General features: G+C 41.3%; 9 protein-coding genes. All 9 read left to right on the forward strand.

The features are described 5' to 3' along the window. The first annotated feature begins 18 nt into the window (after positions 1-18). Positions 19-2,031, forward strand: coding sequence for an ATP-dependent zinc metalloprotease FtsH (ftsH, locus tag ACZ5OK_RS17955; protein WP_343843972.1), 2,013 nt, complete (start codon positions 19-21; stop codon positions 2,029-2,031). Positions 2,032-2,408: 377 nt separating this feature from the next. Further along, the gene (gene hslO, locus ACZ5OK_RS17960) at positions 2,409-3,278 is read left to right on the forward strand and encodes an Hsp33 family molecular chaperone HslO (protein ID WP_343843975.1); all 870 of its coding nucleotides are present in this window, start codon (positions 2,409-2,411) and stop codon (positions 3,276-3,278) included. A gap of 24 nt (positions 3,279-3,302) precedes the next feature. Beyond that, entirely contained in the window at positions 3,303-4,208 is a 906-nt protein-coding gene (locus ACZ5OK_RS17965; RefSeq protein WP_343843978.1) for a peptidylprolyl isomerase, read from the forward strand. Positions 4,209-4,382: 174 nt separating this feature from the next. Beyond that, a complete protein-coding gene (cysK, locus tag ACZ5OK_RS17970) occupies positions 4,383-5,309 on the forward strand; it encodes a cysteine synthase A (protein WP_343843981.1) in 927 nt (308 codons plus the stop codon). A 357-nt stretch (positions 5,310-5,666) separates the two neighbouring features. After that, positions 5,667-6,503 (forward strand): dihydropteroate synthase, encoded by an 837-nt coding sequence (folP, locus tag ACZ5OK_RS17975; RefSeq protein ID WP_343843984.1) that lies wholly within the window; start codon positions 5,667-5,669, stop codon positions 6,501-6,503. Further along, positions 6,496-6,861: a dihydroneopterin aldolase gene (folB, locus tag ACZ5OK_RS17980; protein ID WP_343843987.1), complete on the forward strand. Its 366-nt coding sequence runs from the start codon at positions 6,496-6,498 to the stop codon at positions 6,859-6,861. Before folP ends, folB begins: the two co-directional genes overlap by 8 nt. Then, entirely contained in the window at positions 6,858-7,382 is a 525-nt protein-coding gene (gene folK / locus ACZ5OK_RS17985) for a 2-amino-4-hydroxy-6-hydroxymethyldihydropteridine diphosphokinase (RefSeq protein WP_343843990.1), read from the forward strand. The genes folB and folK overlap by 4 nt, the downstream gene beginning before the upstream one ends. Continuing rightward, complete coding sequence (locus ACZ5OK_RS17990) at positions 7,334-7,540, forward strand: helix-turn-helix domain-containing protein (RefSeq protein ID WP_343843993.1); 207 nt, start codon at positions 7,334-7,336, stop codon at positions 7,538-7,540. The genes folK and ACZ5OK_RS17990 overlap by 49 nt, the downstream gene beginning before the upstream one ends. Before the next feature lie 233 nt (positions 7,541-7,773). Next, positions 7,774-9,246, forward strand: a complete 1,473-nt coding sequence (lysS, locus tag ACZ5OK_RS17995; protein WP_425542244.1) for a lysine--tRNA ligase — start codon at positions 7,774-7,776, stop codon at positions 9,244-9,246. The last annotated feature ends 582 nt before the right edge of the window (positions 9,247-9,828 follow it).

Raw genomic sequence — 9,828 nt, forward strand, 5'->3', positions numbered from 1 at the left:
CTTGGGAGGAGGTAAGAAATGAACCGGGTATTCCGCAATACGATATTTTACTTAATTATCTTCTTAGTGGTAATTGGCATCGTGAGCTTAATTAACGGCCCGAATCAGGAAACCAAACAATTAACTTACACTGAATTTAAAGAGGCGTTAAATAACGGTCAAATAGAAGAAATGACCGCTCAGTATACAAATTATGCTTACGCCATTACTGGTGATATGTCACAGGAAGATAATAATAGCACTGCTTTTGCAGCAGAAATACCTGCAAATGAAGAAATATTTTCAACTATTGATAATGTGGCATCAGAACAAGGAATTGAAATGGACGTTGAGCCAAAAGAAGAGCCTAGTGCTTGGGTAACCTTCTTCACCTCAATTATTCCATTTATTATTATATTCTTCTTAATTTTCTTCCTGCTCAATCAAATGCAGGGCGGCGGCGGCCGGATGATGAACTTTGGGAAGAGTAAAGCTAAACTTTACAGTGAAGATAAGAAAAATGTTCGTTTTAAAGATGTAGCTGGAGCAGACGAGGAAAAGCAGGAATTAGTTGAAGTTGTTGAATTCCTGAAAGATCCACGTAAATTCGCAAAAATTGGTGCACGAATTCCTAAGGGTGTTCTGCTTGTAGGACCTCCGGGAACCGGTAAAACCTTGCTTGCACGAGCTGTAGCTGGTGAAGCTGGTGTACCGTTCTTTTCCATAAGTGGTTCAGACTTCGTGGAAATGTTCGTAGGTGTTGGTGCTTCCCGTGTACGTGATTTATTTGAAAATGCCAAGAAAAACTCCCCGTGTATCATCTTTATTGATGAGATTGACGCAGTAGGCCGTCAGCGTGGTGCAGGACTTGGAGGCGGACACGATGAGCGCGAACAAACCTTAAACCAGTTGCTTGTTGAAATGGATGGATTTGGTGCAAATGAAGGAATTATTATCATTGCCGCTACTAACCGTCCTGATATTCTTGACCCTGCCTTATTACGTCCAGGCCGTTTCGACCGGCAAATTCCGGTTAATCGCCCGGATGTTAAAGGTCGTGAAGAAGTATTACAAGTACACGCCAAAAACAAACATCTTAGTGATGATGTCAATGTAAAAACCATTGCGATGCGTACACCAGGGTTCTCTGGTGCAGATTTAGAAAACTTATTAAACGAAGCAGCCCTGGTAGCTGCTCGTGCGGATAAAAGTGTCATTGAAATGGAAGATGTGGATGAGGCTATTGACCGAGTCATTGCAGGTCCATCCAAGAAGAGCCGTGTCATTTCGGATAAAGAACGAAATATTGTGGCCTTTCACGAGAGTGGACATACAATTATTGGAATGGTACTCGATGATGCGGATATGGTCCATAAGGTAACAATCGTTCCTCGCGGTCAGGCGGGAGGATATGCCGTAATGCTGCCTAGAGAAGATCGTTACTTCATGACCAAGCCGGAACTCCTGGATAAAATCACAGGACTTCTGGGTGGGCGTGTAGCTGAAGAAATCACGTTTGGTGAGGTCAGCACAGGTGCCCATAATGACTTTCAGCGTGCGACTGATATTGCCCGCAAGATGGTTACCGAATATGGTATGAGTGAAAAACTCGGACCATTGCAGTTTGGTAGTAACCAAGGTGGCCAGGTATTCCTCGGCCGGGACATTCAAAACGATCAAAATTACAGTGATAAAATTGCTTATGAAATTGACACTGAAATTCAGAGAATCATTAATGAATGTTACGATCGTGCGAAAAGTATCCTGACTGAACATCAGGAACAACACCGCTTAATCGCAGAAACGTTGCTTGATGTAGAAACCCTGGATGCTGATCAAATTAAGAGCCTGTTTGAAGATGGACGTTTACCTGAAGTTGTAAAAGAGGTTAAAGAGGATGAAGTGAAAGAAGGCGAATCCTCTGATAACAACGAAGCTAAACAGGATGACGTAAGGGTGAACATTCAGTCTAAAGATGAGGAAGAGAAGACTGAAGACACCAACCAAAACACAGAGTCAGATCAAACTTCAGATGATCATGACAATAAATAATTTCACAAAAAAAGGCTTCAGTCAAAACGATGACTGGAGCTTTTTTTATGACCGCTTGGGCCTGGAAGCCGCAGCTGGACAGAGAAAAGCGGAGGCGACTGTTCAGGTCATGCGGGATAAGACGAAGACATGGAGTGGCATGGTTTTGGCCACGTAATGGCTTTGGCTTATATCCGCTTTGACCTAGGAGCCGCAGCTGGACAAACGGGCGCTTCCGCCTTTGTTTAAGTTTAAGCAAATGAAAATCCTTTTTATAAACAATATGGTATGATGATTTCGTGTAAGCTTATCTTGGAAAAAGACATTGATAAATGTTTTAATACAAGGGAACAAAAAGTAGTAAGGAAATGTAAAAGGTGAAAGGATTGTTTGATGATATGAGTGATTATTTAGTTCGAGCAACAGCATTTGATGGATATGTACGTGCATTTGCAATTCAGTCTACAGAAACGGTTAATGAGGCTACAAGCAGACATGATACATGGGCAACAACTTCAGCAGCTCTGGGACGTACCTTGTCCATTTCAGCAATGATGGGCGCCATGTTAAAAGGGGATGACAAACTGACCGTTAAGGTGGAAGGAAACGGTCCGGTTGGTGCAATTATTACGGACGCCAATGCCAAAGGAGAAGTACGTGGATATGTTCAAAATCCGCATGTGGATTTTGACTTAAATGAAAAAGGAAAACTGGATGTACGGAGAGCCGTTGGAACAGAAGGCTTTATCAGTGTCGTGAAGGACCAGGGACTGAAGGACTTCTTTACTGGACAAACCCCTATTGTTTCAGGTGAGATTAGTGAGGACTTCACTTATTACTTTGTTACCTCTGAACAAATCCCTTCATCGGTAGGCGCTGGTGTTCTCGTCAATCCGGATTTATCCATATTGGCAGCTGGCGGTTTTATTATTCAAGTGATGCCAGGAGCAAGTGATGAAATTATCAGTCAACTGGAGGAAAGGATTCAACAGATTCCATCGATTTCACAACTGATCAGAGAAGGAAAAACACCGGAAGAGATTCTGGACATTATTTTAGAAGGCGGGGATATGAAAATATTAGGAACGCTGCCTGTTTCCTTTCAATGTGAATGCTCCAGAGAACGTTTGGCAAATGCGATTACAAGCTTAGGAAATGATGAAATTCAGGATATGATTGAAAAGGACAAAGGAGCAACAGCTACCTGCCATTTTTGCAATGAGGTCTATGAGTTTACAGCTGATGACCTGCAGCAGTTAAAATCATAAGCTTAGTGAAGAGGTGGAACAAAATTGTCTAAGAGGCTTTTATGGGGAATGATTACCGTCTTAATAGTCACCAATATTACAACCGTTCTGCTTTTCACAAACGGAAATCAGGCCTCTATTGATGAATTCGAGGATGGACGTAAAGTTCCAAATGAAGTAGCCGTTGTAGGTGATGAATCGATAAAAGCAGAAGAATGGATGGATGGATTGGAACAGAATTATGGAGAAGACTATTTGAAATCAACGATAAATCAAAAGGTTGTATTCCAGTTAGCTGAAAAACAGAACCTTTCCCTTAATGAAAAACTGATTCAAAAAGAGCTGGCAACCGTGGAAACCGCCTCAGGAATCATGAGTGACAAAGAAAGGGAGCGTAAAAGAGAGCAGTGGAAAAAGAACATTCGTTATCAGAATCTGCTCGAGCAGCTGTTGACTCAGGATATTGAAGTGACGGATTCCGAAATTGCTCAGGTATACGAGGAGGAACCGGATCAGTTTGATTTCCCGACCTCCTACCAGCTGTCACAAATTATTGTGGAAGATGAGTCCACAGCCCAAAAAGTTATTCGTGAGCTGGAAGGAGGTGCCTCTTTCTCCAGCTTGGCGAAAGAGTATTCCATTGATGAAAACACAAGTGAACAAGGGGGCATTTTGGGGTATTTCCCGGAAGACAGTACGTATCTGCAGGATATTTATTTTGAAACCGCTGAGAATATGGAGGAGGGTTCATATAGTCAGCCCTTTGAAATTGAGGACGGAACTGTGATCATTTATCTTCATCAGGTTCTGCCGGGGATTGATCTGCAATTAGAAGATGTTCGTAACGAAATCAGGCGGGAAGTCGCCAAAAATAAAATGACCCAGGAAATCTCTGCAGAATATTTATGGGGAGAAGTCGGAGTTAACTGGATTTATGGCGATCAATCATAGATTGTTGTTGTTTTCGTATTAGCGGTAACATACTATGTAAAACAGCCATGAAAATATCTTCATGAATTCAAAGGGAAATTAGTACCAAAATGTTTGACATTTCTGTCAGGTTCTCATATTCTATAATTAAAGTTTATAAAACATATTAAAATACTCGGAATTAGGGGTGTTAAGATGGAAGTGTTTGAAAATATTGTGGATGTTATTGGAAATACGCCGATTGTTAAGCTGAACGGTGTGGGTAACGAAAACAGTGCAGATATTTATGTAAAGCTCGAGTATATGAATCCGGGAAGCTCCGTTAAGGACCGTATTGCCAAGGCTATGATTGAAGATGCGGAAAAGAAGGGTGAATTAAAGCCGGGGGATACGATTATTGAACCGACAAGCGGAAATACCGGAATTGGACTGGCGATGGTTGCAGCGGCGAAAGGCTATCGTACCATTTTAACTATGCCTGACACGATGAGTAAGGAGCGTCGTAACTTACTGCGTGCTTATGGTGCAGAGCTTGTCCTGACACCAGGAAGCGAAGCCATGAAGGGTGCTATTGCCAAAGCAGAGGAATTAAAAAATGAACATGGATACTTCATGCCGCAGCAATTTGACAATGAGGCAAATCCTCGTGTTCATGCTGAAACAACAGGTAAGGAAATTGTTAAACAAATGGGCGATCAGTTAGATGCCTTTATTTCAGGTATTGGAACGGGTGGTACCATTACAGGTGCAGGAGAGGTTCTTAAAGAAAATTATGATAACGTTAAGCTTTATGCTGTTGAACCGGAAAACTCTCCTGTTCTTTCAGGTGGTAAGCCTGGTCCTCATAAAATCCAGGGTATTGGAGCAGGGTTTGTACCTGAAGTATTAGATACCAAGGTTTATGATGATGTCATAACGGTAGCAAACGAAAGTGCCTTTGAAACGGCGAGAGAAATTGCCAAGTCTCAGGGAATTTTGGGCGGGATTTCATCAGGCGCCGCTGTATATGCGGCGAAAAAAGTCGCTAAAGAACTTGGCAAGGGCAAAAAAGTACTGGCTATCCTTCCAAGTAACGGTGAGCGTTACCTGTCTACTCCTTTATACAATTTTGAAGATGAATAAGAAAAATCTTTGGACCAGATACGTTCTGGTCCTTTTTTAATGTCTAGGAAATTATAAAATTACGAATTTGTGGATAAAACATCATGAGAGGCCACGTCCGGCTCCAGCGCCCAGCGACTAGCGTGACTTTTCCTTCACCTCGTCCGATAAGTCAACATCAACTCTCTTCGTTCGTTGTGTTTCCTTTATCTCCTACGGCTCAGTCCAGTCCGTACGCCGCTAAACGGGCGCTTCCGCCTTTGTTCATGATGCACATCCAAATGGGTCAAAAGAAGCAATAGCTATTGCACTCTGAAAAAATATAAATTCTTTGATAAGATGAGGGAAATGGAAAAGATTTAGATGGGAGAGAACAAAATGAATCAGATGATCCGCATCGGCGATAAAAGCTATGATTTAAATAAAAAGACACTAGTTATGGGTATTTTAAATGTAACCCCTGATTCATTTTCTGATGGTGGAAAATTTTTTGATGAACAACGGGCCGTGGAGCATGCAGAAACGATGGTTCAAGATGGTGCTGATATTATTGATATCGGTGGAGAGTCCACACGACCTGGACACACCCCCGTTTCGGTTCAGGAGGAACTGGAACGGATAATCCCTAGTATTAAGGCTGTGAGGAAGGCTGTGGATGTGCCAATGTCCGTAGACACATTTAAAGCCAGGACAGCCGATGAGGCACTAAAAGCGGGTGCTCATATCATTAATGACATTTGGGGTGCAAAAAAAGATCCGGAAATTGCCGATGTAGCTGCCGACCATCACGCACCAATCATTTTAATGCATAATCGAAATAACCAAGATTACAACGACATTATTGAAGATATGAAAAAGGATCTGGCAAAAAGCGTGGATATAGCCAAGAAGGCAGGCGTAACAGATAAACAAATTATATTGGATCCTGGTGTAGGCTTTGCAAAGTCGATGGAGGAAAATCTGCTGGTATTGCGTCGCCTGGATGAGATTGCAACCATGGGGTATCCACTTTTATTAGGAACGTCCAGAAAACGTGTGATTGATTATGTATTAGACCTGCCTGTTGATCAGCGTATAGAGGGAACAGGTGCAACGGTCTGTTTAGGGATTGAACGAGGAGCAGGAATTGTCAGGGTACATGACGTTAAGGAGATAGCCAGAATGACGAAAATGATGGATGCAATGCTGGGAAAAGCAGGTGATAATCATGGATAAAATACATGTAAGGGGAATGAAGTTTTACGGATACCACGGGTTGTATCCGGAAGAAAACAAACTGGGTCAGCGGTATATCGTTCATTTAACCATTGAATTGGACCTTTCAAAGGCAGGAAAGACCGATCATATGGATGATAGCATCGATTACGGAAGAATTTTTGAAGTAACGAAGGAAACAGTTGAGGGACGAGCCAGGAAGCTTGTGGAAGCATTAGCTGAGGACATTGCCAGTCAACTGTTTCATGCGTTTCCGACAATCAACGCCATAAATGTGGAAATTGAAAAACCAGAAGCTCCTATTCCAGGACAATTTGATGCTGTAGGGGTAGAGGTTTACCGGGAGAATCCATTATGAATACAGCTTATATTGCATTAGGATCAAATATCGAACCAAGAGAAGGCTATTTGGAAAAATCCATTGCTTTAATTTCTGAGCACCGTCATATCCAGGTGAGAGCAGAATCAGAAATTTATGAAACCGCACCTGTAGGTTACACAGACCAGGGGACCTTTTTAAATATGGTGATTAAAGTGACAACCGACCTGTCACCTTATGAATTATTGACATACTGCCAGGATATTGAACTAAAATTGGACCGGAAAAGGGAAATCCGTTTTGGTCCCAGAACTATAGACCTTGACATTTTACTGTATAATCAAGAGAATATGAATGATGGAAAGTTAACGATTCCTCACCCGAGGATGCATCAAAGAGCCTTTGTTTTAATTCCACTTAACGATATACAGCCGGATTTAATGGTCAACGGTCAGACGGTGCGTGAGTTAATGGAAGCATTACCAGAAAACGAGGATAAAGGAGTAGCGAAATGGAAGCCGAGAAGTGGGGAAGAAGAATTCGATCCTTTCGTAAATTAAAAGGATATACTCAGGTAGATTTTGCAAAGCATATTGGCTATTCCGTTTCAATCTTAGGGGAAGTGGAACGCGGAGCAAGGCTGCCTGATCAAACCTTTTTGACCAGAGTTTCAACAGTTCTTGATATTTCCATTGAGGAACTTACTCCGGAAGACTAGGTACTTGAATACCCCTAAAGGGAATGGTAAAGTAAGAAAACGTATAAACCATATGAAACCAATGTTTAATTCACATTTCAAAAGACTATACTAATGAATTAGAAGCTAGGGCAGCAGCTTCCTGAATCAGCCTATTCATCAATAGATTATACAAAAAAAGCTGCCAGTTCATTCTGGCAGTTTCTTTACATAGTTATGCTAAAAATATTGGAGTGATGACGTTGACAGAGGAAATGAACGACCTCGTACGGGCAAGAATGGAAAAGCTTCAAAGCTACCAGGAACAGGGGATAAATCCGTTTGGAAGTAAGTTTGAGCGGACTCATTTATCAGCAGATTTAATAGAAGGATATGACGAATATACAAAAGAGGAATTAGAGGAAAAAGAATTCCCGGCCACAATCGCAGGACGTATAATGACAAAGCGTGGAAAAGGAAAAGCCGGCTTTGCCCATATTCAGGATCTTAAAGGACAGATTCAGATTTATGTGCGTAAGGATGCTGTTGGAGAAGAAGCCTATGAGTTATTCCAGTCAGCGGATTTGGGAGATATTGTCGGTGTATCCGGTACAATGTTTAAAACAAAAGTAGGGGAACTCTCTGTAAAAGCCAGTGAGTTTCACATGCTTACGAAGTCTTTGCGTCCGCTACCTGACAAATTCCACGGACTAAAAGATGTAGAGCAGCGCTATCGTCAGCGTTATTTAGACTTAATTATGAATCCGGATAGCCGGGATACCTTTATCACCCGCAGTAAGGTTCTGCAATCCATGCGGAAGTATTTAAACACAAGAGGGTTTTTAGAAGTGGAAACCCCTATGATGCATTCAATTCCAGGTGGTGCGTCTGCCCGTCCATTTGTTACACATCATAATGCACTGGATATACCTTTATATATGCGTATAGCCATTGAATTGCATCTCAAGAGATTAATAGTTGGTGGCATGGAGAAGGTTTATGAAATTGGACGAGTATTCCGTAATGAAGGTGTATCCACCCGGCACAACCCTGAATTTACAATGATTGAGCTGTATGAGGCCTTTGCAGATTTTCATGATATTATGGAACTTACTGAGAACTTAATTGCTCATATTGCAAAAAATGTGTTAGGTACAACCAAAATCCAATACGGCGATGAAGAAGTTGATCTTGAGCCTGAATGGAAGAGACTCCATATGGTTGATGCCATCAAAGAATTTGTGGGTGTTGATTTCTGGGAGAACATGAGTGATGAAGAAGCCCGCAGCCTGGCTAAAGAGCATGGCATTGATATTGAGGATAATATGAAGTTTGGCCACATTGTCAATGAATTCTTTGAACAAAGAGTGGAGGAAAAGCTCATTCAGCCTACCTTTGTTTATGGTCATCCTGTGGAGATATCCCCGTTGGCTAAGAAAAACGAGGAGGATGACCGATTCACAGATCGTTTTGAACTGTTCATTGTAGGAAGGGAACACGCAAATGCCTTTTCCGAGTTAAACGATCCGGTCGATCAAAGAGAACGCTTTGAAGCTCAGTTACAGGAAAGAGAAGAAGGAAACGACGAAGCCCATATGATGGATGAAGACTTTCTTGAGTCACTGGAATACGGTCTTCCTCCAACCGGCGGATTAGGGATTGGTATTGATCGTCTCGTTATGCTGCTTACCAATTCCCCATCTATTCGCGATGTTCTATTGTTCCCTCAAATGAAAAATAAAGAATAAGCATACAGGAAGCCATAGCAGTTCATCTCTGCTGTGGCTTTTTTGTTGGTTAAGGTTCTATGGAAGTTTGCTGTTTAAATGTATATGACAAGGGATAATATTATACGTAATTAGTTTCTGATTCTTATAAGCTGAATCATAATTATACGAAAACTATATTTACAACAGATCTTGTGGTGCCTATTTTCTGAACAAAATAGATAACAATCAGGAGATTCAACCTCCCCTCAGAACCGGAACAAGAGTGCTGATGAGGTTATATAATCAAAAATGTATATCATGCGGTTCTAACAACTATACAGTTCAAAATCGCTTGCAAGTTTCTGAAAAAAATAACATTAATAAAACTGCTTGATTTCGTAAATAATCCATGGTACATTATTAATCGTTGCTTGCGAGGCAACAAAAACAAAACATTGATTAAGCCAATAATTGGTTCTTGAAAACCAAAGGCAAATCATGATAAATTATTAATTGTCGCTTTAAAGAGCGAACAAAGCGAACAAAACAATTTAAAAAAGTTATTGACTTTGAGTTGATAGCTTGATATAATAATTAAGTCGCTTTGAGAGCGACATCGTT

The organism is Salinibacillus aidingensis (genome assembly GCF_055393355.1).

Bases quoted from the DNA above. Each gene is read 5' to 3' on its own strand.
- ftsH (WP_343843972.1), top strand. From the start codon at position 19: ATGAACCGGGTATTCCGCAATACGATATTTTACTTAATTATCTTCTTA.
- hslO (WP_343843975.1), top strand. From the start codon at position 2,409: ATGAGTGATTATTTAGTTCGAGCAACAGCATTTGATGGATATGTACGT.
- cysK (WP_343843981.1), top strand. From the start codon at position 4,383: ATGGAAGTGTTTGAAAATATTGTGGATGTTATTGGAAATACGCCGATT.
- folP (WP_343843984.1), top strand. From the start codon at position 5,667: ATGAATCAGATGATCCGCATCGGCGATAAAAGCTATGATTTAAATAAA.
- folB (WP_343843987.1), top strand. From the start codon at position 6,496: ATGGATAAAATACATGTAAGGGGAATGAAGTTTTACGGATACCACGGG.
- folK (WP_343843990.1), top strand. From the start codon at position 6,858: ATGAATACAGCTTATATTGCATTAGGATCAAATATCGAACCAAGAGAA.
- ACZ5OK_RS17990 (WP_343843993.1), top strand. From the start codon at position 7,334: ATGGAAGCCGAGAAGTGGGGAAGAAGAATTCGATCCTTTCGTAAATTA.
- lysS (WP_425542244.1), top strand. From the start codon at position 7,774: ATGAACGACCTCGTACGGGCAAGAATGGAAAAGCTTCAAAGCTACCAG.